This is a genomic window from Acidithiobacillus sp. (assembly GCF_023255755.1).
GTDB lineage: Bacteria > Pseudomonadota > Gammaproteobacteria > Acidithiobacillales > Acidithiobacillaceae > Acidithiobacillus.
Genome location: NZ_JAGDVS010000105.1, coordinates 2,407 through 29,339 on the forward strand (window position 1 = coordinate 2,407; position 26,933 = coordinate 29,339).

Annotated in this window: 25 protein-coding genes and 3 tRNA genes; 9 read left to right on the plus strand and 19 right to left on the minus strand. The window is 59.0% G+C overall.

Going from position 1 to position 26,933, the window contains the following annotated elements:
* The 3 genes from Q0C48_RS07255 to secB form a co-directional block, all read right to left on the minus strand.
* Positions 1 to 252: squalene/phytoene synthase family protein (locus Q0C48_RS07255; protein WP_291522950.1), on the minus strand; the 252-nt coding region annotated here is incomplete at its 3' end.
* Between the two features lie 125 nt (positions 253 to 377).
* Complete coding sequence (locus Q0C48_RS07260) at positions 378 to 1,406, minus strand: NAD(P)H-dependent glycerol-3-phosphate dehydrogenase (RefSeq protein ID WP_291522952.1); 1,029 nt, start codon at positions 1,404 to 1,406, stop codon at positions 378 to 380.
* Between the two features lie 3 nt (positions 1,407 to 1,409).
* A complete protein-coding gene (gene secB, locus Q0C48_RS07265; RefSeq protein ID WP_291522954.1) occupies positions 1,410 to 1,859 on the minus strand; it encodes a protein-export chaperone SecB in 450 nt (149 codons plus the stop codon).
* A 147-nt stretch (positions 1,860 to 2,006) separates the two neighbouring features.
* Between secB and Q0C48_RS07270 the strand changes: the two genes are divergently transcribed.
* Positions 2,007 to 2,082: transfer RNA gene (locus Q0C48_RS07270), tRNA-Glu, on the plus strand.
* A gap of 329 nt (positions 2,083 to 2,411) precedes the next feature.
* The gene (gene rhuM, locus Q0C48_RS07275; protein WP_291522956.1) at positions 2,412 to 3,101 is read left to right on the plus strand and encodes a RhuM family protein; all 690 of its coding nucleotides are present in this window, start codon (positions 2,412 to 2,414) and stop codon (positions 3,099 to 3,101) included.
* Positions 3,102 to 3,231: 130 nt separating this feature from the next.
* Here rhuM and purL read toward each other — a convergent pair whose 3' ends face one another.
* The 16 genes from purL to Q0C48_RS07355 form a co-directional block, all read right to left on the minus strand.
* Positions 3,232 to 7,083, minus strand: a complete 3,852-nt coding sequence (gene purL / locus Q0C48_RS07280; RefSeq protein ID WP_291522958.1) for a phosphoribosylformylglycinamidine synthase — start codon at positions 7,081 to 7,083, stop codon at positions 3,232 to 3,234.
* A 70-nt stretch (positions 7,084 to 7,153) separates the two neighbouring features.
* Complete coding sequence (purC, locus tag Q0C48_RS07285; protein ID WP_291522960.1) at positions 7,154 to 7,876, minus strand: phosphoribosylaminoimidazolesuccinocarboxamide synthase; 723 nt, start codon at positions 7,874 to 7,876, stop codon at positions 7,154 to 7,156.
* Positions 7,873 to 9,180: an adenylosuccinate lyase gene (purB, locus tag Q0C48_RS07290; protein WP_291522961.1), complete on the minus strand. Its 1,308-nt coding sequence runs from the start codon at positions 9,178 to 9,180 to the stop codon at positions 7,873 to 7,875. Before purB ends, purC begins: the two co-directional genes overlap by 4 nt.
* On the minus strand, positions 9,177 to 10,334 hold the full coding sequence (locus Q0C48_RS07295; RefSeq protein WP_291522963.1) for an outer membrane protein assembly factor BamC: 1,158 nt from the start codon (positions 10,332 to 10,334) through the stop codon (positions 9,177 to 9,179). Before Q0C48_RS07295 ends, purB begins: the two co-directional genes overlap by 4 nt.
* A gap of 37 nt (positions 10,335 to 10,371) precedes the next feature.
* Complete coding sequence (gene dapA, locus Q0C48_RS07300; protein ID WP_291522965.1) at positions 10,372 to 11,247, minus strand: 4-hydroxy-tetrahydrodipicolinate synthase; 876 nt, start codon at positions 11,245 to 11,247, stop codon at positions 10,372 to 10,374.
* A 153-nt stretch (positions 11,248 to 11,400) separates the two neighbouring features.
* Positions 11,401 to 11,476: transfer RNA gene (locus Q0C48_RS07305), tRNA-Glu, on the minus strand.
* 56 nt (positions 11,477 to 11,532) lie between these two features.
* A complete protein-coding gene (locus Q0C48_RS07310) occupies positions 11,533 to 12,186 on the minus strand; it encodes a hemolysin III family protein (protein ID WP_291522967.1) in 654 nt (217 codons plus the stop codon).
* Positions 12,187 to 12,258: 72 nt separating this feature from the next.
* The gene (locus Q0C48_RS07315) at positions 12,259 to 13,587 is read right to left on the minus strand and encodes an N-acetylmuramoyl-L-alanine amidase (protein WP_291522969.1); all 1,329 of its coding nucleotides are present in this window, start codon (positions 13,585 to 13,587) and stop codon (positions 12,259 to 12,261) included.
* Between the two features lie 88 nt (positions 13,588 to 13,675).
* Entirely contained in the window at positions 13,676 to 14,110 is a 435-nt protein-coding gene (gene trxC, locus Q0C48_RS07320; RefSeq protein WP_291522971.1) for a thioredoxin TrxC, read from the minus strand.
* A gap of 29 nt (positions 14,111 to 14,139) precedes the next feature.
* Complete coding sequence (gene grxC / locus Q0C48_RS07325) at positions 14,140 to 14,421, minus strand: glutaredoxin 3 (protein ID WP_291522973.1); 282 nt, start codon at positions 14,419 to 14,421, stop codon at positions 14,140 to 14,142.
* A gap of 2 nt (positions 14,422 to 14,423) precedes the next feature.
* A complete protein-coding gene (locus tag Q0C48_RS07330; protein ID WP_291522975.1) occupies positions 14,424 to 14,849 on the minus strand; it encodes a rhodanese-like domain-containing protein in 426 nt (141 codons plus the stop codon).
* Positions 14,850 to 14,852: 3 nt separating this feature from the next.
* The gene (locus tag Q0C48_RS07335) at positions 14,853 to 15,074 is read right to left on the minus strand and encodes a DUF2892 domain-containing protein (protein WP_291522978.1); all 222 of its coding nucleotides are present in this window, start codon (positions 15,072 to 15,074) and stop codon (positions 14,853 to 14,855) included.
* A 6-nt stretch (positions 15,075 to 15,080) separates the two neighbouring features.
* A complete protein-coding gene (locus Q0C48_RS07340; protein WP_291522979.1) occupies positions 15,081 to 18,359 on the minus strand; it encodes an efflux RND transporter permease subunit in 3,279 nt (1,092 codons plus the stop codon).
* Complete coding sequence (locus tag Q0C48_RS07345) at positions 18,352 to 19,434, minus strand: efflux RND transporter periplasmic adaptor subunit (protein ID WP_291522981.1); 1,083 nt, start codon at positions 19,432 to 19,434, stop codon at positions 18,352 to 18,354. The genes Q0C48_RS07340 and Q0C48_RS07345 overlap by 8 nt, the downstream gene beginning before the upstream one ends.
* A complete protein-coding gene (locus tag Q0C48_RS07350) occupies positions 19,431 to 20,852 on the minus strand; it encodes a TolC family protein (RefSeq protein ID WP_291522983.1) in 1,422 nt (473 codons plus the stop codon). Before Q0C48_RS07350 ends, Q0C48_RS07345 begins: the two co-directional genes overlap by 4 nt.
* Before the next feature lie 250 nt (positions 20,853 to 21,102).
* Positions 21,103 to 21,405, minus strand: coding sequence for a metalloregulator ArsR/SmtB family transcription factor (locus Q0C48_RS07355; RefSeq protein WP_291522985.1), 303 nt, complete (start codon positions 21,403 to 21,405; stop codon positions 21,103 to 21,105).
* A gap of 116 nt (positions 21,406 to 21,521) precedes the next feature.
* On the opposite strand from Q0C48_RS07355, the gene Q0C48_RS07360 reads away from it, so the two are divergent.
* The 7 genes from Q0C48_RS07360 to Q0C48_RS07390 all read left to right on the plus strand — a co-directional run.
* A tRNA-Gly gene (locus Q0C48_RS07360) sits at positions 21,522 to 21,595 on the plus strand.
* Between the two features lie 469 nt (positions 21,596 to 22,064).
* Positions 22,065 to 23,120: a site-specific integrase gene (locus Q0C48_RS07365; protein WP_291522987.1), complete on the plus strand. Its 1,056-nt coding sequence runs from the start codon at positions 22,065 to 22,067 to the stop codon at positions 23,118 to 23,120.
* The gene (locus Q0C48_RS07370; RefSeq protein WP_291522988.1) at positions 23,117 to 23,956 is read left to right on the plus strand and encodes a hypothetical protein; all 840 of its coding nucleotides are present in this window, start codon (positions 23,117 to 23,119) and stop codon (positions 23,954 to 23,956) included. The genes Q0C48_RS07365 and Q0C48_RS07370 overlap by 4 nt, the downstream gene beginning before the upstream one ends.
* Before the next feature lie 126 nt (positions 23,957 to 24,082).
* The gene (locus Q0C48_RS07375) at positions 24,083 to 24,310 is read left to right on the plus strand and encodes a hypothetical protein (protein ID WP_291522990.1); all 228 of its coding nucleotides are present in this window, start codon (positions 24,083 to 24,085) and stop codon (positions 24,308 to 24,310) included.
* Positions 24,307 to 24,738, plus strand: coding sequence for a hypothetical protein (locus Q0C48_RS07380; RefSeq protein ID WP_291522992.1), 432 nt, complete (start codon positions 24,307 to 24,309; stop codon positions 24,736 to 24,738). Before Q0C48_RS07375 ends, Q0C48_RS07380 begins: the two co-directional genes overlap by 4 nt.
* A gap of 83 nt (positions 24,739 to 24,821) precedes the next feature.
* Positions 24,822 to 25,712 carry a toprim domain-containing protein gene (locus Q0C48_RS07385; RefSeq protein WP_291522994.1) on the plus strand — a complete coding sequence of 297 codons (891 nt, stop codon included), beginning with the start codon at positions 24,822 to 24,824 and terminating at the stop codon, positions 25,710 to 25,712.
* A gap of 155 nt (positions 25,713 to 25,867) precedes the next feature.
* The coding region (locus tag Q0C48_RS07390) for an AAA family ATPase (protein ID WP_291522996.1) at positions 25,868 to 26,933 on the plus strand (1,066 nt) is incomplete at its 3' end.

The following is a 26,933-nucleotide window of genomic DNA, read 5'->3' on the forward strand; positions in this document are numbered from 1 at the left end:
CCCCTCCACCACCTTGAGAAACTCCGCCTGCCAGTAGGCCTTTTTTTTCCAGGGCAAATCCGGGTCATCTTCTATGGTGTCCGCAATTCGGCACAACAGGTAGCCATTACCGACCGCGTCCCGCAAGGCTTCCGGCAACTGGGGAATCGTCAGGGCAAAAGTCCGCGAAACGGCCTGGAGGCTTTGTGCCTGGTACGCCAAAGCCTGCGCCAGCGCCGCCGTCAACATGCGGTCCTGTCTGGTGACATCCAAACTCCTTATTCTATTTGTCCGGGTGTGCAAAACACCCTGTCATCTGGCGGCAATGTAACGATCCCAAGCCCATTCTGCAAGTCCTGCACTGCAGACCCATGACCACCCCACCCTGCGCAGGCTCATCACGACGCACCAGAGGAAAGCGTGACATCGGACGGCATGTGCAATTCGGAACGCAGGGCGCGGCGCATCAGCACATCGCTCGCAGCGCGCGGCGCCGTGCCCTCAAAGAGCACGCGATATACCTGCTCGGTGATTGGCATATCCACGCCCAGACGCTGTGCAAGCTGGAATAAGGCTTGCGCCGTACGCACGCCCTCGGCCTCTTCGCCAATCTCGCGCAGCACCGCTTCCAGACTCAAGCCGCGGCCCAGGCCGATTCCCACCCGGCGGTTCCGCGACAAGTCGCTGCTCGCCGTGAGGATCAAGTCACCGGCACCGGCCAGGCCCATGAAGGTCTCGGTTCGCCCCCCCAGCGCCGTTCCCAGGCGATGCAATTCTGCCATCCCGCGGGTGATGAGCGCGGCACGCGCACTGTCGCCATTCCCCAATCCATCAGAAATGCCAGCAGCAATCGCCAGCACATTTTTGATTGCCCCACCCAGACATACCCCCGCCACATCATCACTGGTGTAGACCCGCATCTGCGCACTGCCAAAGGCCTCGGCCACCCGCTGAGCATGGGCCAGATCGGTGGACGCCGCCGTCATTGCCAATGGTTTTCCCAGAATCAGGTCATGGGCAAAACTCGGACCGGAGAGCACCACCAGCGGCACATCCGGCACGGTTTCCTGTAATACCTGATCAAGGCGCAAAGCTGTCTGCATCTCCAGCCCTTTACTGGCGAGGACCAGCAACGTGGCGGGTGGCAGACAGGAGCGCAAATTCGTCATCAGACCGCGCAAGGCATGGCTAGGTATGGCGAGCACTATACCCTCACTGCCTCGCACCGCAGCGGTGAGGTTCACAGTACAGCGCAGCCCTTCCGGTCGCGCGCACTGCGGGAATATGGGAAACAGATCCGCGCGACCGGGCTGGCAAGGCAGACGCTCGGCGCACCGCCCCCAGAGCTGCACGGCATGCCCCTGCCGGAGCAGATAAACCGCCAGGGCTGTCCCCCAGTGACCGGCCCCCAGCACCGCCCAACGCATGGCTTATTGCGTCGTGTAGTTCTGTTGCTGGGCCTGTGCCTGCTGATACAGTGCCTCGAAATTGACCGGATGCAGATGTAGAGGCTGGAAACCGCCGCGGCCCACCATATCTGCCACCACTTCCCGCGCATAGGGGAACAGTATTGTCGGGCAGTGCACAGCGACCAGGGCGGGCAGGTGCTCCTCCGGGATATTCTGCATGCGGAACAAACCAGACTGCTGGACCTCCACCGCAAAGTAGGTGCTTTCGCCCGCCTTGGCCTTGACCGTCACGGTCAGCGTCACTTCGGTAAGGCCATCCATGCCTTCCGCCGCATTGCTGGTGGTGTTCAGGCCCACATCCACCGTCGGCGCCTCAGTCTGCACAAAACTCAGCGGCGCGTTGGGCGACTCAAAGGAGATGTCCTTCACGTAAATGCGCTCAATCATAAAAACTGCTTCTTGTTCGTCCATAAGTCCTTTCATCCTGGATTTTTGAATTGCGAGAGACTTAGTCTACCTGAAGAGGCACCACCGGGCTACGCGTGTGCATCCGCAAACTCCGCAAAACAACACTTGCCCCATGCGCCCGTTCTGTGTAGGATCCTCAGCGCTGTCCAGGTCCCCATCGTCTAGTGGCCTAGGACACCGCCCTTTCACGGCGGTAACTGGGGTTCGAACCCCCATGGGGACGCCAAATAAAATAACAAGATAGCCAATGCGGTACGGCTAACTTTATTAAACGCTGCACTTAGCTACAAATCATAGGTGCGGCGCGAGGTGCAGCATGGCTACAATTAACCCCAGAGTAGATCAAGATAATAACGTGATCGGCTGGCAAGCCATCATTTCGTAAACGCGTGTTCCCATCCCAGACGAAAACCTTCCGCACTAAGCGCGATGCTGAATCGTGGTCAAGGATTACTGAGTCAGAAATGGTCCGTGGCATTTTTATCCAGCGCAACGATGCCGAGCGCACGCTGCTCTCTGACGCATTAAACAGATACATGCAGGAACTCAACCGCATTGAAGCGCGGCGCAACGCAGGAAACCTCCCATATCCACATCCTGCTGGCCTCTAGGCTGGCAAAGCAATCCCTGGCCTCCATCGGTTCCAGAGAAGTCTCGCGCTCGGGATCCCTCAAGCACTACAGCCTCAATGCCATCATCGCCGTCGGCTACCGCGTCAGCTCCAAGCGTGCCACCCAGTTCCGCATCTGGGCCACGCAGATTCTGAAGGAATATATCCGCAAGGGCTTTATGCTGGACGATGAACGCCTGAAGCAAGGCAAGCAGGTGTTTGGCGAGGACTACTTCCTGGAGTTGCTGGAGCGGGTTCGCTCGATCCGCGCCAGAGAACGCCGTATTTATCAGCAGATCACCGATATTTTCGCCGAATGCAGTGTGGACTACGACCCCCGGTCCGACGTCACGCAGACCTTCTACGCCATGGTGCAGAACAAGTTCCACTACGCCATCACCGGCCAGACCGCCGCCGAGATCATCCACAGCAAAGCCGACCACACCGCTGTGCTGACCCAAAAGGGCAACATCAGCAAAACTCAGGCCGATCAGAGAACGCTAGCCGAATATGCAGAATTCAACCGGACACTGAAAATCGAGTCGGACTTTGACCGGGTACTAAAGGAGACGAAGGCGCTGGGGGATAAAAGCCAGAAGTCCGTGCGCAAAGGTCGTGGCTCGAAAAAACAATGAGCGTCACCGATTCCTTACCTCGCAGCATCCCGTAGTCCTTCGCAGCGTTACCCATTGGCCCCTATAGCAAATAGTTCGGTAGTAAACTGAACACCACCAGACAGGGAAATATCTTATTTTGCTCCATACATTATCCCAATGCCTTCCGTGCGTTCACAAAAATCCGCATCCAAGGTGTAGCCTCACCCCACTCCGGCGGCCGCCAGCTCATCTGTAAACTGCGCACGACCCGCTCCGGGTGCGGCATAAGGATGGAGACCCGACCGTCCTCGTTGCAGAGGCCGGTAACACCTTGCGGGGAGCCGTTGGGATTGGCTGGATACTGCACTGCGGGCCGCCCCTGGGCATCCACAAAGCGCATGGTAACAGGCGCTGCGACCGGCTGATCTCCGGCGAAGCGCGCCTGCCCTTCGCCGTGGGCGATAACGATGGGCGCGTAAGTGCCCGCCATACCCGCGAACCACAGCGACGGCGAATCCACGACCTCGACCATGGCCAGTCGGGCCTCGAACTGCTCCGAACGATTGCGCGCAAAATGCGGCCAATGCGCCGCGCCGGGGATAATGTCGCGCAGTTCCGCCAACATCTGACAGCCATTGCAAACGCCCAGGGCGAGGCGCGAGGTATCGGCAAAAAAGGCGGCGAAATCGTCCCGCAGACGATCATGGAAAAGGATCGATTTGGCCCAACCCGCACCGGCACCCAACACATCTCCGTAGGAAAAGCCGCCGCAAGCGGCCATTGCCTGGAAATCCGCCAAGCGATGACGACCGGCCGCAAGGTCGCTCATATGCACATCCACGGCGGTAAAACCGGCACGATGGAAAGCCGCCGCCATCTCGATCTGACCATTGACACCCTGCTCCCGGAGGATCGCCACGCGGGGTCCGGCCCCGGTCTGAATCATCGGCATCTGCGGGGTAAAGGAGAGATGGGAGAACAGCGGCGCATTCTCGCTGGCCGCCAGAGCAAAAGCCTCTTGGGCGCAAAGCGGATCATCGCGCAGGGCCTGCATCCGGTTACTGGTCTCCGCCCAGGTGCGCAGCAGGTCAGCGACCGCTTCGTCCAGGATGGATTGGCCGCCCTGCTGCACTTGCAAACGCCAGTGGTCGGTCTTTACCTGACCAATGACCTGAGCCCGTCCAGCGAGGTCGGCATCCGCAAAAATCTGCGTGATTTGCGCGCGCTGGGCGGCCGGGGTCTGAATAAGCACTCCTGGTTCCTCGGCAAAAAGAAAGGACCAGACATCTTCACCAGAAGGCAACTGGATATCCGCCCCGCAACGGCTGGCGAAAGACATTTCGCAGAGGGTCGCCCAGAGACCACCGTCAGAGCGGTCATGGTAGGCCAGCACCAGTTCCTGCATGCGCAAAGCCTGCAATGCAATGAACAGGCCGCGCAGCAACTCCGGGGCATCCAGATCAGGCGCCGTATCGCCCATCTGCCCCAAAGTCTGGGCCAGGATGGAAGCGCCGAGCCGACCACACCCCAAGTCCACCAACCAGAGATCGGTATCTGGTTGGGCAGACCACTGAGGGGTCCAGCTCTTCCGCAAATCCGCCACGGGCGCGAAGGCCGAGATGATCACCGACAGGGGCGATACGACGGCCTTTTCCACACCCTCCTCTCGCCAGATAGTGCGCATGGACAGGGAGTCTTTGCCCACCGGGATGGCAAGGTCCAGCGCCGGACAGAGTTCCAGTGCCGCAGCATGTACCGCGTCATAGAGCGCCGCATCTTCTCCCGGATGGTCTGCCGCCGCCATCCAGTTGGCCGAGAGCTTGATATCCCCCAGCGCGGCCACATCGGCGGCAAACAGGTTGGTGAGGGCTTCGGCAATGGCCAGCCGGGCGCTGGCCGCGGGATTCAACACCGCCACCGGGGCGCGCTCGCCGATGGCCATGGCCTCGCCGTGGGTATTCCAGAAGTCCGCTGCCGTGACCCCGCAATCGGCCACCGGCACCTGCCATGGCCCCACCATCTGGTCGCGGTGAATCAGGCCGCCGACACTGCGGTCACCGATGGTGATCAGGAATTCCTTGCTGGCTACCGAGGGATGGCGCAAAACGGCATAGGCGGCAGCACGCAAATCGGCACCCGACAGGTCCAGCGGGCGCAAATCGGGCTGCACATGCCGACTGTCCCGCTCCATGCGCGGCGGGCAGCCCAGCAGGGCGCTGAGGGCCATATCCACCGGCCGGTCATGGAGCAGGGAATCCTCCAGAATCAGGGCATCCTCCGCCGTGGCTTCTCCCAGGACCGCCCAGGGGCAGCGCTCGCGGGCGCAGATCTCCGTGAAACGCGGCAAGTCTGCTGCCGCCACAGCCAGCACATAACGCTCCTGCGCCTCATTACTCCAGATCTGCATGGGCGACATGGCCTGTTCTTCATTGGGCACCGCCCGCAGTTGCAGACGGCCGCCACGACCACCATCGTGCAACAACTCGGGAATGGCGTTGGAAAGCCCGCCCGCCCCGACGTCATGGATGGACAAAATAGGCGAATCCTCTCCCAGAGCAATACAACGCTCGATCACTTCCTGGGCCCGGCGCTGCATTTCCGGATTGCCACGCTGCACAGAGGCAAAATCCAGTTGCTCATCCCCTGCCCCGCTGGCCACACTGGAAGCAGCACCGCCACCCAGACCGATGAGCATGGCCGGGCCGCCGATAACCAGCACCTTGGCGCCTTCCGGCAGAGGCTTCTTCTCCACCAGCAAGGGGCGAATCTGCCCCAGACCGCCGGCCAGCATGATGGGTTTGTGGTAGCCGCGGTGCAGCCCGTCCTGATCGCATTCGAAGACCCGGAAATAACCGGCAATGGCCGGGCGGCCGAATTCGTTGTTGAAGGCCGCAGCACCCAGGGGGCCTTCGCGCATGATGTCCAGCGCCGAGCGGATACGCGCCGGCTTTCCGTAAGGGTTTGCCTCCCATGACTGGATATAGCCGGGAATCCGCAGATGTGACACCGAGAAGCCAGTCAAACCCGCCTTGGGCTTACCGCCCCGCCCGGTGGCACCCTCGTCGCGAATCTCGCCGCCGCTCCCCGTGGCCGCTCCGGGAAAAGGCGAAATGGCCGTCGGATGGTTGTGGGTTTCCACTTTCATCAGAATGGCGGTGCGCTCTTCCGCTACGGCATACGCTCCCGACGCGCCCACCGCGAAAGGCCGGCTCAGCGCGCTACCCGCCATGACCGCGGCATTATCCTTATAGGCAGATAGCGTACCCTGCGGATGCAGGCGGTGAGTTTCGCGAATCATGGCGAAGAGGCTGAGGGCCTGATCCTGGCCATCCAGCCGGAAGGCCGCATTGAACACCTTATGCCGACAATGCTCGGAGTTGGCCTGCGCAAACATCATCAGTTCGGCATCACTGGGATCGCGGCCCAAGTCGGAAAAATAATCAAACAGATAATCCAGCTCCGCCGGAGCGAGAGCGAGCCCCATACGGTTATTGGCCGAAAGCAAGGCGGCACGCCCCTCTTTGTGCAGAGGAATGCGGGTCAGTGATGCGGGTTCCGGATGGGCAAAAATGGCCTCTGCCGCCGCCCAGTCCGGCAACACCGACTCGGTCATGGGATCGTGCAAAAGCCCGCTCATCGCCTGCAACTCCGCCGCGCTGAAGGCCGCACCGCCGGCTTTGCGCAAGCGATACGAAACCCCCCGTTCGATACGCCGCACCGCCCCCAATCCACAGTGTCCGGCAATATCCGTCGCTTTGCTGGACCATGGCGAGATGGTCCCGAGACGGGGCACCACGCAGACTTCCTGTGCGTCCTCTGCATGTCCTTCAGCAGGTTCCCCGTAATGCAGCAAAGCGGTCAGCACCCCCATTTCTGCCGACGTCAGGGGCGCGCCGAGATCAATCAGATGGACGTATTGAGCGACTGCGCTCTGGACGGGAAAACCCTCGGCAACGAGGATGCGTAGCAAGTGTTGCACACGAAAGGCGGACAGCGCCGCAGAGCCGCGAAGCAGCAGCATGGGATGATCCCTCATTCAAGAAACGCGGCAGGACGAGGCCGAAGACTATCCCGCTGGAAAGATTACGATTTTATGACACCGCTGGAAGCGGCACGCCCAAGCGGCGCGCGACTTCTACATAGGCTTCTACCACACCGCCCAGATTGCGACGAAAGCGATCTTTATCCATTTTTTCCAGACTCTGGGCATCCCAGAGTCTACAGCCGTCGGGGCTGAATTCGTCGCCGAGATAAAGCTCACCGTCAAAACGCCCGAACTCCAGCTTAAAGTCCACCAGAATCAGATTCGCCTTTGCAAATAGTGCGGACAGCAACATATTGACCCGCATCGTCCAACGGCGCATGGCCTCTACTTCTTCTGCCGTCGCCCAACTAAAAGTGCGAATATGGGACGTGTTGATCATGGGATCGTGCAGCGCATCGTTCTTCAGAAAGAATTCCAGCGTCGGCGGCTCCAGAATCCGGCCCTCCTCGATACCCAGGCGCTTGGACAAGGACCCCGCCGCCCGATTCCGCACCACACACTCCACCGGGATCATCTCCAGACGGCGCACCAGGCTTTCTCGCGCATTGAGGCGGCGGATAAAATGGGTCGGCACCCCCTCACCCTGCAAATATTCCATGATGAAGGCATTGAACGCATTGTTTATCTCGCCTTTATGGGCTAGTTGCTCGACCTTTTCGCCGTCAAAAGCCGAAGTGTCATCCTTGAAATGCAGGACCAACTCATCGGGTGATTCGCTGGCATAGACGATCTTGGCCTTACCCTCGTAGAGGGCAGTGCGTTCACTCATCGGGGTTGTCCTTCCGGAAAGACACGGGCGAAAATGGCGTCGATATTGCGGGTGTGATAGGCGAGATCAAACAACGCTGCCAGTTCCGGCGCGCTCAGATAAGGCTGAATCTGTGGGTCCGCTGCCAGGAGAGATTTGAAGTCCGCATTCGCCTCCCAGACCTGCATCGCGTTGTGCTGCACCACCCGGTAGGCGTCTTCGCGCAGCATGCCCTTCCCGGTGAGCGCCAGCAGCACCCGCTGTGAGAAAATCAGGCCATGCATCTTGTGCAGGTTATCCAGCATCCGCTGCGGATAAACCACGAGCCGTTCCAGCAGGCCGCTCGCCCGATGGAACATGAAGTCCATGACGATGCAGGCATCGGGGCCGATCACCCGCTCCACACTGGAGTGGGAAATATCGCGCTCATGCCAGAGGGCGATGTCCTCCAGCGCCATACCCGCATAACCGCGCAGCAGGCGGGCGAGACCGGTCAGATTCTCGGAGAGGATAGGATTGCGCTTGTGGGGCATGGCGGAACTGCCCTTCTGCCCGGCGGTAAATGGCTCCTCCGCCTCCAACACCTCGGTGCGCTGCAAATGACGAATTTCCACGGCAATCTTTTCAATGGAACCGGCAATCACCGCCAAGGTGCCGAAAAACTCGGCGTGACGATCCCGGGAAATGACTTGCGTGCTGGCCAGTTCCGGAGCCAGCCCCAGCTCCGCACAGACCGCGTCTTCGACACTGGGGTCGATGTTGGCGAAAGTGCCCACGGCCCCCGACAACATGCCCGCCGACACGGCGGCGATGGCACTGACCAGACGTTGCCGGTTGCGCTGCGCCTCGGCACACCAAACCGCCACTTTCAGGCCAAAAGTGATGGGCTCCGCATGAATGCCATGGGAGCGGCCGATCATCACTGTATCCTTGTGCTTCCAGGCCAACTCCACCAAAGCCCGGTACAGGCGATCCATCCCTTCCAGCAGCAGTACTCCGGAACGCTTCAACTGCAGCGCAAAACCCGTATCCACCACATCCGAAGAGGTCAGGCCCAGATGAATGAAGCGGCTGGACGGCCCCACATGCTCGGCCACGGACGTCAGAAAGGCGATGACGTCGTGTTTGACTTCCAGCTCAATTTCCGCAATACGGGCGCTATCAAAAGCGGCTTTCGCCTCGACGTCGGCCAGGGCGTCGGCAGGAATCTGCCCCTGTGCCGCCAGCGCCCGGCAGGCTGCCAGCTCCACATCGAGCCAAGCCTGATATTTGGCATCCTGCGTCCATAAGGCACCCATTTCCGGGCGCGTATAGCGCTCGATCATGCCATGTCTCTATTTTTGGGAGACAGGCCCGACTGTAGCTTGTCGAGAATATCTGCCGACCAAGTTGCGGCATCCTTGCCAACGCCCGGCGTCGTCTCCAGTACGCTGCCCTCGTTGTTTTTCATGCGCAGCAACTTCACCTGCACCGAGACGGGTTTCTGCTTTTCCGGACTGCTCCAGATGGCCTTGATGTTGTCCCAGGTCCGCTGGAAGATGCCGCCGATGAAGCCCTGTTTCTGAGCCGCCTGTGCACCACCGCCCTGCACTTGGACATTCCACACCCCCGTGCCCTCACTTTGCACAGGACAACCCAGCCCCTGCAAAACCACTTGTACTGCTGGCTGCGCCTTGGCGGGAACCGCGTTCAACACCAGATAAGGACCGCGATCATCCTGGTAGCGGGTCACTTTGATTTTCGGCATTTCTGCGAGGAGTGACTCCTGGCTCAGACGCTTCTGCACCGCTTCCATGATCCGCCGGTTGTGCCCAGCGTCGGCGGGCACCTTCTTCCACTCCAGACTGCTACCGTTGGGATCATTCCGGACGCGCTCCTGCTGGACAGAAAGCAGTTCCGCGCCATTTTCGCCAGCGCTCAGGTGGAAGGTATATTTCTCCCGATAAGTAGGTGCTACGGTGTTCCCCAGCACGAAGGCCAGACCACTACGGAAATCCCGCCAGTTGGTAACCAGTTCGCCCTGTTCTGGAGAGAATTTCGCCACCGTAGTCTTGTCTGCCGCCAGTGTCGCTTTCAGGGCAGCCCAAACCTGCGCGGGCTTCGCGGTCGTGCTCAAACGCAAATCCGCGCCGGTACCCAGGATCTGCGCGCCTACACCCGGCAGCATTTTCTCTTCTACTGGCTGCTGCCCGGCCGCCTCGTGGGGTTGAAACAGTCCATAACCACCAGAGGCGGCACTATTCGCGTTCGTCGGCAACTCGCCGGAATTCACCGCCCCCCCAGGTGAAGTCACCGCCCCGTCCGGTATGGTAACCCCCGGCTGGGGCGCCTGGGCCAGCAGGTCCGGGGGGACCTTCAGGGGTTCCATCACCTTGGAATCCTGGTATTTCGGGCCACTATTAGACTTGAAGAAGGGAATGTAGGAACACCCCCCCAAACCCAGACTGGCAACCACGGCGAGAGCTACGTAACGGCGCATGCAAGACTCCACTAAACGCGACCAGGCGCGAGAATGATTAGATACACTGCGCCCGACGCAAACTTTCGCGCAGACGCTCATGATGGGCGGACGAAAAAGGGGTCAGGGGCAGGCGCAGAGCGGGCCCCATGCGGCCCATCTCGTGCAGGGCCCATTTGACCGGGATGGGGTTGGACTCCAGAAAGAGATCCCGGTGTAATCCCACCAGTTGCGCGTTGACCGCACGGGCGCCGACAAAATCACCAGCCAGCGCCAGATCACACATCCGCGCCATCAGCCGGGGTGCCGCATTGGCGGTGACTGAGATCACGCCATGCGCACCCAATGCCATGGCAGCGAGGGCAGCACCATCATCGCCGCTGTAAACCTGCATCTGATCCCTGCATAGGGCCAGAATTTCAGCAACCCGTTCGACTTTGCCGCTCGCTTCTTTGATGCCGACGATATCAGCACGCGGCGCCAGACGCGCTACCGTCTCGGGCAAAATATCCCCAGCAGTACGGCCAGGGACATTATAGAGGATGATGGGAAAGTGGCATTGCTCGGCGACCGCCGAGTAGTGTTGGAATAAACCTTCCTGAGTGGGCTTATTGTAATAGGGGGAAACCAGCAAGGCTGCATCGGCTTTGACTTTTATGGCCGCGCGAGTGAGTTCTATGGCCTCATGGGTAGCGTTGGCCCCCGTTCCGGCGATCACCGGGATGCGCCCTTTGGCCTGCTCCACGACGGTCCGAATCACCGCCACATGTTCCCTCATTTCCAAGGTGGCGGATTCTCCCGTGGTGCCGACGGCGACCAGTGCGTGCGTCCCTTCGGCGATATGCCACTCCACCAGATCGCGGAGTGCCGTGTCATCCACCGCACCGTCCGCCCGCATGGGCGTCACCAAAGCTACCATACTGCCATGAAACATGATCCAGCTCCCGCTTTAACGCATACCTTTTCTGCTAGGGATGGTACTTGCCCGACGGCGGGCTTGGCAAGGCAAGAATCACCCGCACCGTCCACGCTCAGGGCATGGAATGGCTTTCGTCCCCTTCAGAAGGGGACGTTCAGAGAAAAAATGTGGTGCTCCCAAGGGGGTTCGAACCCCTGTTACCGACGTGAGAGGCCAGTGTCCTAGACCGCTAGACGATGGGAGCGAGCGGGCAAATTATAGGCGCTTTTATCAAAAAAGCAAGGATAAGCGGGCGTGCGATCAGCCAGCGTATTGAAGAATCGCCCAGAATTGCAGGGCAGTACCGGCAATGACGAAAACGTGCCAGATGGAATGAAAGTATTTCCAGCGATCCAGCACAAAAAAAAGGACCCCAACAGTATAGGCCAGCCCACCAGCGGCCAACCACCATAAAAACCAGCCAGGCGCAGCGTCATAAAGTGGCACCGCTGCGAAGACGGCCAACCAGCCCATGAGGAGATACAGCCAGAGAGAGGCCGACTGAAAGCGCGTCCCGCCCACAGCCAGCAGGCTAATGCCCAGTGCGGCCAGACCCCACTCCAGTGCCAGCAATGTCCAACCCCACGGGTCATGGAGCACCATCAGCGTCACCGGGGTGTAAGTGCCCGCAATAAGAAGGTAGATGGCGGAGCGGTCCACCAACTGAAAGGCGCTTTTGAGTCGCCCCGATGGCAGAATGTGATAGATGGTCGAAGCCCCATACAGCATCAAGATGGTGACCACAAAGATGCTGACACTGGCTACCGCAAGACGCGTACTGTGGAGACCAGCGCCGACCAGCCATAAGATGAAAACCAACAAGGCCCCGGCAGCGCCCGCACCATGCAGCAGACTGTTGATCCATTCTTCAACGCGGGTTTGACCCCGCACCATACCGACCGAGTCTTGTCCCATTACCCTTCCGCCATTTCGCACTCCCCGCTGGAACAGTTATAACATGACTGCCCGAGCTGTCGCCATGCCGAGTCAGACACCCATGATGGGCACACGCAGATGTTCTCCGGGCTGCCCCTCCCCGCGCGGCAGATTATTGGCCAAACGCAAGGCCTCTACACTCAGCCCGTAACGGTGCGCCACACCCGCCAGATTTTCCCCCTTGCTCAGCACATGTCGTGTCGCCGACCAGGCGCTATCCGCAGGTGGCGCCTTCACAAAATGGGCAACAACTGCATCGTGCATGGTGCGCGCGAGTACTTGACGAAAATCCGGATCGCGCAGGCGTTGTTCTTCTTCAGGATTAGAAATAAAGGCAGTCTCCACGAGCACTGAAGGCACATCTGGGGCACGCAGCACTACGAAATTGGCATGCTGCACGGCGGCATTGTGCAAATCCTCCACCCCGGCTAATCCGCGAATCATGACATCCGCTGCCGCTGCCGCCGAATTCATGGCGGCAGTCTGGGTCATATTGATGAGCACCTCATTGAGCATCGGATCGTGAATGCCCGACTGTACGTCTCCGAGGAGGGGATCCGCGGCGTTCTGCGTTTTTGCCAACCAGCGGGCTGCCGCATTGCTCGCCCCCGTCTCCGATAACGCCCATACCGTCGAGCCACATACCGTGCGCTCCGGGAAGGCATCAGCATGGATAGAGACGAAGAGGTCGGCACGCTGCTCCAAGCCCAAATGCATGCGGTCCATGAGCGGCACATAGCGATCCGTGTTGCGGGACATGACCAGACGCATTCCAGGTGTACGGTGGATCAGTTGGGCGAGAGACAGGCCGACATCCAGCACGACATCTTTTTCGCGGGTCCCTTTGGCGCCGATGGCGCCCGGATCATGGCCGCCATGACCAGGATCCAGGCAGACCACAATGGGCCGCCCCGCTCCGGCAACCGGCTGCAAGCGGGGAGATTCTACTGCGGTCGTCGCGAGCGGCATCAAGTCCAGCACCAGACGATGCGATGCACCCCCACCAGGACCCAGAGAGAAGCTGCGCCAGCGCACCGATTCCCGTAAAGGCAAACGCAGAACCAATCCGGCGGCACTTTCATTCATCTCCGCACCACCTTGCAGGGGACCCAACGCAGGCACTACGGGACGACTAAGCCCATGCTCTATCCCCGGCAACTCAATATGCAGCACTTCACCCACGCTGCGGATCACCGGCGCAGCCGTCAAATGCCGATCCAGATCAAATACCAGACGCACATTCTGTTGATAGCGACCCACTCGTAGCGCGCGGAGTCGCGCGGCGGTGGCCATATTCCAGGTACACAGCAAAGCGCTGCCCAGCGCAGCTTGTCGCAGGAACTGCCGCCTCGCGGAATTCTCACCGGGTTTCCTGACCACCGCGCCCCCATTCTACTCTTTAGAAATATTGAGTTATGAGGGTAATTTAGAGTTTATTCGGAAGAAGTCAAGGAGATACCAGGTAATCTCAGACACCCTGGCCCGCCAGCCAGCGCTGCAGTTCCGCTGCCCCCATGGCGCCGCTGACCCGCGCCAGTTCTTTTCCTGCCTTAAATAGCACCATGGTAGGAATGGAACGAATCTGAAAGCGGCCACCGATTTGCTGTTCATCTTCAGTATTCACCTTGGCGAAGAGCACACGCCCCCGCATCGCCCGACCAGCCTGCTCAAACTGCGGCGCCATTGTTCGGCAGGGTCCGCACCAAGGGGCCCAGAAATCGACCAGCACCGGCAATTCGTTTTTCTGAACATATTCGGAAAAACGGCTACTGCTGAGATTAACCGGGTGATCTGGAAAAATCAGTGCGTGGCATTTGCCACACCTGGGGTTTTCCCCCAGACGCTCTTTGGGCACCCGATTGACGGCGCCGCAGGCAGGACAAAGCAATATAACGGATGTCATATCTTCCCCCGATTTTACATTGAACCGTACTATCCACGCTCCCAGCCCTCTTCCTGCAGCAGGGGGTCCAGGGCCCCGCGGCGATCCAGGGCCGCGATGTCATCATAACCACCCACATGCTGGCCGTTGATAAATATCTGCGGGACGGTATGCCGCCCGTGGGCGAGCTTTTGCATGATCTGGCGTTGCGCGGGGTCCCGGTCCACCCGAATAATCTCGGGGGTGACACCTTTGCTGCGCAAAAGCGCTTCGGCCCTGTGACAATAAGGGCAAATGCCAGTCGCGTACATCCGCACCGCCGCCCCCTTCATAATCACTTCTCTACTGGCAATCCGGCACTCCGCCAGGCGCTGATTCCACCTTTCAGGCTATAAATCTTGTCAAAACCGGCCTTTTTCAGGCTGGCCGCGGCACGCGCCGAACGCATACCACTCGCACACTGACAGATAACATGATGGCCGCGATGCTTCTCCAGGTCCTGGATATACTTGGGTAAGTCACCCAGCGGAATGTGCCGGGCACCGGGTAGGCGCCCTTGGGACCACTCGCTTTGCTCGCGCACATCAATGATCACGGCATCTTCGTGGTTGATCAACTGCACTGCGGCGGCCGGATCCACTTCATGAATACCCGCCACCCCGCGCGTCAATGGCCCCTTAAAAATCATGGCAATCAAAGCGCCTGCACTCAGCAACAACGGCCATTGGGACTCTATAAAAAAAAGAATTTTATGTTCCATGGCTTAGCGTCCGCAGGCCCCGGAACCCGGCACCCCGAGCTTCAGCAGGATGCGGTCCAGCGGGCAAAAGCAGGTGAAACCGCTTTGCAGCAGGTTAAAACCCACAAAAAGGGTGAAGGCCAAAAACCACTCGCTCACAAATACAGGACTGGCCGGAGCGCCCAATACCACACTTACCAGCACAAAAAAGCCGGCAACCACCCGCACCCAACGTTCGGTATTCATCTGCAATCAAACTCCTTGTGTCTGTTTTTCCAAATGCCGTTCCCAAAGGAAATAGAGCAGTGGGATCACGATCAGTGTCAGCAGTGTGGAGGCGAAAGTGCCAAAAATCAAGGAAACGGCCAGCCCGCCAAAGACCGGATCGGTCACCATGATGGCAGAGCCAAACATGATGGCGAGTGCTGTCAGCAAAATGGGGCGAAAACGCACCGCACCGGCCTGCAACACCGCCTCTTCCAGTGCGTAACCCTGGCGCCGGTAATCGATAATGAAGTCAATCAGCAACAGGGAGTTGCGCACCACGACACCCGCCAGCGCAATGACTCCGATCATGGAAGTGGCATTAAACGGTGTATTCAACAGCCAGTGTCCAGGGAAAACCCCGATCAACGTCATCGGAATAGCGCCCATGACGATCACCGGCATCACGAAAGACTGGTAATAAGCCACCAGCATCAGATAGATAAATACCAGGGCGACAATAAAAGCAGCGCCGAGATCACGAAATACATCGAGGGTCAGGCGCATGTCACCGCCCCAGAGAATCTGGTAATGGGTAATATCGTCGGGCTGCGCTGGCGAAAAACCCAGATTACCCGTGCTGAGAGGCACACCGTCGATGGTCTTGCCATCCAGCCAGTGATTCAGCGACAACACGGCATAAACTGGGCTGGAACCCATGAGATCTCCGGTCACATACACCACAGGATGTTGATCACGATCGTAAATCGGCTTGGCCAGCGTCGTCCGCTCAATCTGCGCGATGCTCGCCAGAGGCACCGGCTGCCCGTTCCGGCTCTGCACCCGTAAGTCGAGTATCTGCTGACGCCAGGCGCGATCCGCCGGGGGAACGCGGAGAATGATATCCACCGGTTCGCGGGCATTTTCCACATGCAGGGCACCCAGTCTGGTACCCGCCACATAATCATGCACCAGCGCGGCCACCTGCGCCGGCGCGACACCGGCGAGCATCGCCTTCTGCTGATCCACCTGCAGCAGATACTCAGGCACTGTAGCGGTCACCGAGTCATCCACATTGATCATGTCATAGTCTTTGCGGAAATACTGTTCGACCATACCCGCCACCTGGCGCAGCTTGTCATAGCTTGGTCCATAGAGCTCGGCCACCACCTGAGCACGTACCGGCGGCCCCGGCGGCACCTCAAAAATCTTGATAACGCTACCAGGGAAACGTGCCCTGACCGATTGCAACGCCTTGTAGACTTCCACGGAAACGGTGTGGGACATGGGCCGCTCATCCCGCGGCACCATATTGACCTGAATCTGCGCGTAATTACTGCCTTGGCGCATCATGTCACCGCGCACCAGCCCGGCGAAATCCACCGGTGCTGAACGCCCCAGATAAGTCTGGAAATTTTCGATATAGCGATTCTGGCTGAGCACATTGCCCACCGCTTCGGTAACCCGCCCGGTTTCATCCAGCGCGGTCCCCGCAGGGGTATCTACCTGAATCATGAAATCACTGACGTTCCCCTCGGGAAGCATTTTCAGATTGACGCCAAGTGCACTGAGGGGTCCATTCATGCCTTGCGGGCGAATGAACTGCCACATCGGCATCAGCATCGCCAGCAAGAGCAGCACAATGACCACGATGAAAAAGATATTACGGCGCCCCGAAGATTTCAACAGAGGCTTGAACACCCGGATATACCCGCGCTGCAGAGCGTCCGACCGCGCCGTATGCCCGCCCTCCCCCCAGCTGCCGGCCTGTTTGGCTGCCTTGCCCCGCAGAAAGCGATAAGCACCCCAGGGCACCACCGTATAGGCGAGCAGTACCGACGCAATCATTGCAATCGGTACAAAAATAGGAATGGGCAACATGAAGGGTCCCATCATCCCGGTCACAAAGGCCATGGGCACGAAGGCGAGAATCACCGCCAGCGTCGCTATATTTGTCGGATTACCAATCTCATTGCTGGCATTGATGATGCAGCGGGCAAAACCATCCTTGCCACAGCCATGCAGATGACGATGGATGTTTTCGATGACGACAATGCCGCCATCCACCAGCAGCCCCAGCGACAGAATGAGCGCAAACAAGGTGATCCGGTTGATGGTCTGCCCAAGCAGCCAGCCGATACCCAACACAACGCCCAAGGTGAGCGGCACTGTCAGAATAACGATGCCGGCCTCCCGCCACCCGAGGAATATCATCAGGATAACGGCGACGACCGCGACCGCGATGCTGAGATGCTCGAAAAGGGTACTGACCGCGTCGTCAGCGCGGGCGCCGTAATCACGGGTGATAGAAACGTGCACGCCCTCCGGCAGGGCCTCCCGCTCCAAACGATCCACTTTCGCCTTGATCGCGTCTGCCACTGTCACCGCATTCGCACCCGGACGCTTGGCGAGGGTGATGGTGACCGCCGACATGGTCGTACCCGCCGGTAGGCCGATTCGGTTTGCACGTCCAAGAGTATTACTGGTCGCAATGTTATTTTCCGCAGCACCCTCTTCTACCCGGGCCACGTCTTTAAGAAATATCGGTTGCCCGTCATGGCTGCCGATAATAAGGTCGCCGACGCCCCGTGCTGACCCTATCGCCCCATTGATCCGCAGAGGGACTCCCTGGTTGTTCCGCACCAGGTCGCCGCCGGGGAGAATCACATTGCTTCCCTTCAGTGCCTGCTGAATATTTTCCAGGCTGAGACCGGCACTAGAGAGCTTGGCAGGGCTCAACCAGACATTGATCGCCAGAGGGCTACCGCCAATCACCTCGGCGTTCGCCACATCCGGCACACTCTGCAACTGATCCATGAGCCGCACGCCGACCTGACGCAACGCCAAAGGCGTCAACTGGCTGGAGCTCAGGGTCAGCGACATGATCGGAACGTCATTAATGCCTATGGATTTAACCAGGGGCTGCGCCGTACCGGGGGGCATTTTGTCCATATTCCGGCTGAGTTGGTTGTAGACTTCGAGCAGGCTTTTCTCTTCGTTGGCACCGACCTGAAACTCGACGGTGACCACGCCCATATCATTGACGGCGTAACCATAGGTGTGATGGACACCGGGCAGGGATGCCATCAGGGCCTCCAACGGGCGTATCACCAGATGGTGAATTTCCTCGCTGTCAGAGCCGGGCCGCATGATGAAAATTTCGGCAGCGGGTACCACAATTTCAGGATTATACAGGCGCGGCGTGACGAGAATGGCCAAAGCCCCGAACAGGGCAATGGCCACCATGATCAGCACCGTGATCTTGGATTGGTAAAAAGACTGGGCAAGCCGCCCCGCCAGGTTTTGCCGCTGCCCTGGTTCAGCCATGAGTGACTCCGGCTGGCTCAATATGGTCGCCATTATTCACCGCAGCGAGGTTACCCACGACTACCGTCTCACCCGCACTCAGACCGGAAAGAATTTCCACCCCCTCTGGCGTGCTCTGCCCCGGTCGCACCATGCGATAGCGCGCGATGCCTTGCGCATCAACAACAAAAACACCCGGAATACCGGCCCGATCCAGCAAGGCAGACGCCGGCACCACCATCACCTGCCGCCGGGTGACCGGCACTTCTACACTGACATAGTCACCGGCCTGCAGTGTACTGTCTGCGGGCAAGCCGAGCTTGACCAGGTGTGTATGGGTCACCGCGTCCGCGGCTCCGACCAGATCCAGAACGGTTGCGGAAACGCTTTTTCCGTCGGAGATGACAGCGACTTGCTGACCGATGTGGAGACTGCGGTACAGGATCCCGCTGACACTACACTGGACTTCCAATTGGGAGGTATCCGCCAAAGCCAGGATGGGCTGGCCAGGCGATGCAAGATCCCCGTTCTGCATGAACTTGCGCGTGATAATTCCGGAGAACGGCGCCGTCACCCGGGCATAACGCAGTTGCGACTGCGCCGTGCTGATACCCCCCCGTGCCGCTGCGGCACGGGCCTGAGCCATGGCATAGGCCGATTTCACCTGATCCCACTGCTTCTCGGGAATGGCCTGCTGAGCATATAAGGCCTTGAATCGATCATAATTGGAACGGGCGTTCGTGAGCGCAGATTCGGCCTCGGCCAAGCCAGCCTGCGCCTGCTGCACCTGTCCCAGCACCTCCGTCGGATCGACCTCAAAAAGCAGTTGTCCCGCCTTTACAGCCTGTCCATCACGCACGCTCATGGCGCGAATATAGCCACTCAGACGGGAACTGAGCTGTACCTGCTGATGGGCAGTGACCGTACCCGGAACGCGGGCAAAGGCGGCCATGTTCTGGCTCCCCATCTGCATGACTGGCGCCGTGATTTTACTCGGTACTTGTAGCGCATCCGGGGGCGACTTGCTGCAGGCCGCAAGATTTGCCGTAGAGAATGCCAGAGCGGCGACTAAGACGGTCCGCTTCCATGTGTTCATTGGGGGGCTCCTTCTATGGCGGGCACATGTCCCGCACTGGCGATTTCTTGAGGATTCAGCTTGCCGATGGCCAGCAACAGCGCGCCGCGGTCTATCGCCTCCGCATAATAGGCAGAGACAAGCTCGGCACGCGCCTGATCCAGTTCTGCCTGTCCGTGCAGCAAGCCGGTCACGGTCTCTATACCATTTTCGTAACGCAGACGCACCAGACGTTGCGCCTCTTCCATCTGCTTAACCGCGAGTGCACGCATTTTGACGCGCAGCGTGGCCTCCCGGGCACCACGCCACACCTGCGCCACCTGCAAACGCAGCTTATCTTGCGCTTCCTGCAAGGCAGCCATGGCCCGTTCACGCTCAGCCTGGGCGCGGTCCATTCCGCCACCGCGTGCGAAGTCCAGCGCATTCCAGGTCACTTCTCCACCGATGGTATAAGACGGTGCCGCGTTGCCGAGAGTCCTGCCATTCCATTCCTGATTGGCCATGGCGTTAACGTGGGGGAGATAAGCGGCACGGGCGACGCTGATACCATCCTGTGCCGCCTTGACCTGGTGACGGAGGGCAACGATACCGGCGTTCTGGGCCATCGCGTCGCCCTGCAGACTGGTGAGCGGCGCCGCAGGCAGTGTGGGCTGAACGGGGCCAGCTACCGTCAGGGTCCTCCCTTCCGGCCAGCCAATAAGCGTGGCGAGATTATCCAGGGCATTGGCTTGGGCGTTCCGGGCACTTTCGACAGCCAGTTCAGCTTTTTCCAAATGCACTTCCGCAGACAGCAGATCGCTCTTTACCAGCACCCCGCGCGCCAGCAGGGAGCGGCTGGTTTTGACATAAGATGCGGCCGCCAGTTTGGCTTTATCCGCCACCTCGATACCCGTGTTAGCAGCAATGACGCCGTCATAGGCCTGCAAAATAGCGAAAGTCAGCCTCTGGCGTGCCATGACGTCACCACTCTGAGCGGCCTCCAGCATGGCCCGCGCCTGACCCAGACGTCCCCGGATTTCCCCGCCATTCCAGATCGGAATCTCCAGTTGCAGCTTGGTGCCAAAATTGTGGTAACTACCCGGTTGATCCAGCCCTGTCGGTGCTACACCCAGCGCGTCAGGGTTAAATTGTCCCGCGCCAAAATCGTTAAAGGTCGCCTGCCGCTGCGACAGCTTCATACCGAAAACGGTCAAGGCGTTGTTCGACTGGCTCGCAGAAAAAGAGGCCGCGAGCTTGGGGAGCAGGTGACCACGCGCTTCGGAGACAGCACCTTTGGCTTCTGCCTGCCTGGCATGCGCCAGTAGCATCTGCGGATTTTGCTTGAGGGCGAGATCTAGGCACTGATTAAAATCCAAGGCCGCGGCTGGCAACGAGGCACCGGAGCCCATCAGCAAGGCGATTAAAACGGATCGTGTTTTTTTGTGAGGACGAAAGGACATGTTTTTCCCCGCCGCGACAGGCGACACAAAAGCTCAAACAACAAATGCTGCCAAGCCCGCGCAGCATCACACAAGTTCATTATAGACGAGATGGTGACACCAGTTCGAACGTAGCATTGACGACTACGTCCACAGTGAGCACAAGACAATATTAGACTATTGTAATATACAATGGGCGGCCATTCAAGCCTTCTTTGCCTGAATGGCCCGAGTTCGATCCTTCTCAGTGCCCGATATTATGCCCCGGTGTTCAACGGAGGCTGCAGAAGACATCACTCATCATGGCGATCAGGCGCAGGGTACGGGGATCACCCACGCGGTAATAGACTTTGTTAGCATCCTTACGCGCCCGGAGGATGTCCTTTTCACGCAAAATGGCGAGATGCTGAGAGATGTTGCTCTGAGTGGTGCCAACAGCGGCCACGATATCCTGCACACTCATTTCTTCTGATCCCAATACGCACAAAACCTTGAGACGCAGCGGGTGCGCCATAGCTTTCAGGGAGCGGGAGGCCTGTTCAATATCCTCTTCCCGGGTTGGTAACTGATCCATAATCATGCCTCTTGGTCTATTTAAGTATCTTATTGACTTTGTTTATAATTACCGGAAATCGCAGTGCCTGCGGTCACCTTGCCTTTTTAGGTACATCCGCATAGAATCCACCACATGCGGGTGTAGTTCAATGGTAGAACCTGAGCTTCCCAAGCTCATGGCGTGGGTTCGATTCCCATCACCCGCTCCATTTAAAAACAAGGGCTTAGGCTAACGCTTAGGCCCTTTTACTTTGCCCGTGGGACACTGACGGGGCACTTCACCGCAACCATTCGCAATGAACAATAACCCTATATACTGATTTTGGGAAGTATGCACCGGGCATTTCCCGTGCCTGCTAACTGCCCCATGAGTGCCCCATGCTTGTCACCGTGACAATCCCTTTACCTGTGGATAAGTGCCCGCACTGCCCCATGAGTGCCCCATGCTCCATACTGTCGGAATAGATACCATGTTAAATCATTGCGTTGTGTTTCTATCTTATGCGCTTGCATGGCTCATGTTGCGATGTTTTGCCGTGAGTGTACAATACAAAACAGGCCGGGAGGTGTTGAAGCGCCTGCCCGACCCTACCAAGGCAAACCGTCAGGAGGTCGCCAATGGATACGCCAAGCATACCAGCCCCGGCCCTACCCTTCACTCTTTGGAGGCCCTAAGTCATGGCCGCCATAGAGAAGCGCACCACCAGCGACGGCACCACGTCCTATAGGGTGAAGGTTCGCCTACGCGGGCATCCCGTCGAATCCGCTACGTTCGCCAGCCTGACCAAGGCCAAGCAATGGGCCACCCAGACCGAGGCCGCCATAAGGGAAGGTCGGCACTTCAAAACGTCTGAGGCCAAGCGTCACACTTTGGCGGAGGCCATCGAGCGTTACGAACGGGAGAACCTGCCCGGCATGAAGTCCGCACAACATCGCCGGACATATAACGCCTTCTGGGCCGGGAAACTTGGAGCCTACACATTGGCGGACATAACACCCGCCGCCATCAATGACGCATTGCGGGGACTCACCACCGAGCGGCAACTAGGTCCGCAATCTGTGGCCCACTACCGGCAGGCCCTATCTAGCGTACTGACTCAGGCCGTCAATACTTGGCAATGGATAGAGCAAAGCCCCATGCACCGCGTACCTAAGCCCACATTGCCACGCGGCCGCGTCCGGTATCTCTCAGACGATGAGCGCGAACGTCTGCTATCTGCCTGCAAGGAATCCGCCAATGCAGACCTGTATCTTGCCGTCCTGTTGGCGCTGACCACTGGCGGCAGACAGGCCGAGACAATGGGCGCGTCGTGGTCACAGGTAGACTTGAGCCGGGCCACCTTGCAGCTTGAGGAAACGAAGAACGGCAGCCGCCGCGCTCTGCACTTGGTCGGTCCCGTGCTGGATATGCTCAGGGAGAGGGCCAAGGTGCGCCGGATAGATACAGACCTGCTGTTCCCTTCCCGCGTGAACCCTAAGCAGCCCGTGGACTTGCGCCAGCCTTGGGAAAAGGCGTTACAGGCGGCAGGCGTTGAGGGCTTCCACTGGCATGATTTGCGCCATTCATTTGCATCCATGGCGGCAATGAATGGGGCCAGCCTGCCCGAATTGGCCGCGTTACTCGGTCATAAAACGCTGGCAATGGTCCAGAGATACGCGCACTTGTCACCGGGTCACACTGCTGCACTGGCGGAACGGGTGGCCTCTAAGATGATGGGCGGGGGTGCGGCATGAGTGACCACGAAAAGATGCTGCTAGACAATGCCGACATGACAGAAGAAGAAGGGCAGCAAGTCGCGGAAGCATTTAGACGTGCTTATGCTCAGGGGCTTGTATCTGAAAAGGACCATGCACGCGGGATGGTTCAGGGCGCTATGGCACGCTGGCAAATGCAGATATATGAAGCCGCTGGAAAACCGCACCCCGTGCCTGACAACATCTATGAAGGCCAGCCAGACATTGAGCGCGTGGGTATTCCCGCCATAGATGACGCCTTGCCATTCCTGAAACCGAACGGAGAGCATCCGCGCCTTATCTTTCTGAACGCTCTGTCCTATCTCATGCGGGAAAGCGACGATGCCTTAGAGATTGCAGGAGCCAGGGCCAAGGATTGCGACAAAGCCGCCGCATTGCTCAGGGAGGCCGCCGCTCTGATGAAAGGGAGGGATAACGAGCCGTTGGGCCACCTGATAGAGTCTATCGCACCGTGGGCCGAGCAAGGCAAATATGGGCGCGTATTTCCCGAGGCCCTGCAAGGTTACAGGCTTGCAGCTACCCAGCACCATGACTCACTCAGCGCCAGCCTAAAGGGAAAAGGTGGCCCAGCCGCAAGGGGTGGCGCTATTGTCCGCGCATTGGTTCCATTTTTCCCGAATGAGCGCGGATTCTTCGCCAAAGGCGGAAATACGCTTATATCGAGATTGGCCGTTCTTTGTGGTGCAAGCAAGGCCACCCCAGCCTATGTCCTGAGCACGTTAAAACAGGCCAGGCGCACCGCACCACAGCCCACGGCACCCGCCAAAGCAGCAAGCCCGGATGAGTCGCTGTTGCGCCTGTTACGCAAGCCCTAAAATGTAATCGCCATTTTAACCCCCTAAATATTTTAGCCCCTTAATTGGGGCGTTTCTTTTTATGGGGTGCTGTTTCTTAAAGTCCTCACATCGCCGCAATTCAGCGGCACTTGTGAGAACGTTAAAATGACGAACGCAACCGAAACCCCGCAATATGTAACCGTTAAGCAGTTCACCGAAAAACACCCAGCCTTTAGCATTGGTGGCCTACGCTCTGCCATATTCTGGAAGCGCAACGAACTGGAAAAGGCCCATGCAGTCACCCAGCTAGGCCGCCGCGTATTGATTGATGAGCCGGTTTTCTTGGCCTTTGTCCAGTCTGGCGGATTGCGTAGCGTCCGGGGGGCGGCATGAAGCCCCGCAAGCCAGCACCGGAACAGCCGGACCTGCTGGCGGATATTGCCAAGCTGTCGCAATTTCCAACCCGTAAGAAGCGCCAGTCGCACAAGTTCGAGGGGCCATTAAATCCGCGTGAAGTCCGGGCACTGTCCGCCATGCTCAAGAGGCCGATAACCCGCGAGGAACTGGACACAATCGCCGGGGCATCCAATGGGCCGGAGTTGGTCAATCAACTGCGGGACAGAGGCCTAGAATTGCCGTGTTTCAGGCTGGGCAGCTACGACATGGACGGGATTTGGATATTCCGGGGGCTATACCTGCTAACCCAGAAAGACCGGGCGCAAGTAGCCAAAGCACTGACGAAGAAAAAGGCGGACTCGGCAAAGTCCACCCATACAGCGAGCGAAGCCACCGAAGAAAGCGACGGGGGCCGTCATGGATGATAACACATACAGGCAGTTACGCCGCAACCTCGCCCGCTGCTGGTGGGCACTTAGGGCGCTGCGCCGGACCATGGGGGTGCGGCATGACTGACCCTATCGAACAATTCCGGGACGCCCTCGCTGCTGCTGGCGTAATCCTTCACCCCTCAGCGACAATCCGCGCCGATGGTGTCTTGCACCGCGCCAGAAGCACCGATGATAAGCCCGGCAAGGTGTCCTGCTGGTATCGCCTGCACCTTGACGCGCCTGTTGCTGGTGCTGGTGGCTCTTGGAAGTCCGGGGCGTCCGTTCGCTGGTGTAGCAAGCGAGAATCGGCACTCACCGCCAAAGAACGCGCCGAACTCGCCGCCCGTATCCTGCGGGAGCGTGCCGAGGCTCAGGCCGAGCAGGAAGCCCGTCACCGTGACGCGGCAGCCCGTGCCCTTCGCGTATGGAATGACTCAGCACCAGCCGCCGCACGGCACCCTTACCTTGACCGCAAAGGCATAGCGCCCGGCATTGCCCGCCAGTCCGGGGGCGCTCTGGTCCTGCCCGTGGTGGACTTCTCAGGGGCATTGCATGGCCTGCAATTCATCGCTGAGGATGGCGGCAAAAAGTTCCTGTCTGGCATGGCGAAACAGGGCCATTTTATCCCGTCTGGTGGCACGCCATCGCCCGACCGTCCGTTATGGATTACCGAGGGACACGCCACCGCCTGCACTCTCAGCGCGTTACAGCCGGGCGTCGTGGTCATCGCCGCCTGTGATGCTGGAAACCTTCTCAGCGTAGCCACAGAAGCCCGTAAACGCTGGTCCGGCATTGACCTTGTGGTATGCCCTGACTTTGATGCCATAGGCTGCCAGAAAGGACAGGAAGCGGCAGAAAAGGCCCGTGCCCGTATCATGAAGCCCGACCGCCTGCCCTCTGACCTTCCCGCGTGGGTCAGCGATTGGAACGATTGGCAGCAATTCAGGCGGCAGGGGGTGCGCTCATGACGTGGGCCGACGAATCGCCACCACTGGACGCATACGCCGAGTTCGAGGACGTAGGCAGCGCGTCCGGTCCTTCTGCGGGTCCGTCTGCTGGTGCTGATGCCGCACTACCGGAGCCAGAGGCACCCCGACCACCGCTTTTACGGCACGTCCGGGAGTTGCTGACCAATCCGCCCGCCGTCCGTTGGCTGATACGCGGCATCATCGAGGCGGACACATTAGCGCTGCTATATGGGCAGCCGGGGGCAGGAAAGAGTTTTATCGCCCTCTCTATGGCGGCATCCATCGCTTGCGGGTCCGACTGGTACGACCACCGAGTCACCCAAGGCCCAGCCGTCTACATTTTGGGCGAGGGTGGCGGAGGTGTATCTCGCCGCCTGCGGGCATGGCAACTCAGCAACCCAGATGCCCGACTACAGGACGCGCCGCTTTATGTGTCCTCTCGCATGGTCCCCTTGGGTGAAGCTGAGGCCGTGGAGGAAATCGCCGCCGCCATAGCGGACGCTGGAACAGGCAAGCCGTCCTCAGTCTGGATTGACACCCTTGCCCGTGCCGCTGCTGGCCTTGATGAAAACTCAAGTCGAGACATGGGTGAACTCATAAAAGCCTGCGATGCCATCCGGGAGCGTTACGGGTGCGCCGTGGTGCTGGTCCACCATGCAGGCCACAATCAAGACCGTGCACGGGGTTCCTCGGCCATTAAGGCGGCACTGGACACCGAACTATCCGCCACCAAGGACGGGTCGGTCATTACCCTGCAATCGACTAAATCAAAGGAAGGCGAACCGTTCAAGCCTCTTACCTTCCAACTGGCGGGGGTGGATACGGGTTGGAACGATGAGGACGGCGAGCGCGTTTATAGCGCCGTGCTGGAGCCATGCGATGCACAGGAGCAGACCGAGGCGTTAGGGAAGAATCAGACAGTATGTCTTGGTGTCCTCAAGGAAATGTATGCCAACCGCCGAACGAATCTTGAACAGTGGGACCGTTCGCCTGATGACGCCAAGATAACGCTTGCCGAGTGGCGGGAAGGTTCAGGATTAATCCGCCAAAGGTTCAATGAAACCAAAGCAGCCCTTATAAAGCGGGGGCTTGTAACAGTCTCAGGCAATTTTGTAAGGGTATCTGAAGGGCGAACGAACGCGAACGAAAGCGAACGAAACGTTACGAGGGCATTTCGAATAACAAAAATTTCACGACTTGAGAATGGAATATTCCCCTTTC